The 681-nt window shown below is 68.7% G+C and carries 1 pseudogene; it reads left to right on the plus strand.

Features of this window, described 5'->3' with window-relative positions:
• Positions 1-400, plus strand: a pseudogene (locus ACFQEU_RS17190) (SPFH domain-containing protein); the annotation flags it as partial.
• Positions 401-681 lie beyond the last annotated feature (281 nt).

The following is a 681-nucleotide window of genomic DNA, read 5'->3' on the forward strand; positions in this document are numbered from 1 at the left end:
GGAGTCGATGGGCGAGCGCGCCATCATCGAACGCGGCATGGAGACCCTCGAAGAGATCGGCAAGGGCGAATCCACCACGTTCGTCCTCCCCCAGGAACTCACCAGCCTCGTGGGCCGATACGGCAAGGCGCTCTCCGGCTCCGACGTCCAGGAGATGGAGGGGTTAGAGAGCAAGGCGTTCGACGAGGAGACGGAACGGCTCCTCGGGCTCGACGACATCGAGGCGTCGCTCGAACAGCTCAACAGCGTCGCGGACGACGACCTCCGGACGGACGAGCGCCGCGATTCCGACACGGCCGCCGACGCCGCAGCCGCCGCCGATGCCGCAGCCGCCGACCTCGACCGCGAGGCGGACCGTGACATCGAACTGGAGTCGGAATCGGAACGACCGGGGCGGTAGCGCGGAGCCCGGCAGCGGCTACCAGTCTGGCGAGCCGCCGGACTGATATCCGTCACCTGCCGTTCGAAGGGGTTCGTTTGAGCTGAGATCGGCCGCTTCCGGCATCCACGGGAACGGGGTTGCCGTGCCGGACGCTCCATCCATCTCGGGCTGAGGGTCAAGGTCGCCACGTGTCGTCCACGATCAGCAGTACGGCGACCGCCGCGACCCCGCCGATACCTCCCGTGACGAGCGGCAGCGCCGCGGCCGACGCGGTCGAGACCGCGGCGAGTAACAGTCCA

Origin of the sequence: Halorubrum tibetense, from assembly GCF_042661865.1 — an archaeon.
Classification (GTDB): domain Archaea; phylum Halobacteriota; class Halobacteria; order Halobacteriales; family Haloferacaceae; genus Halorubrum; species Halorubrum tibetense.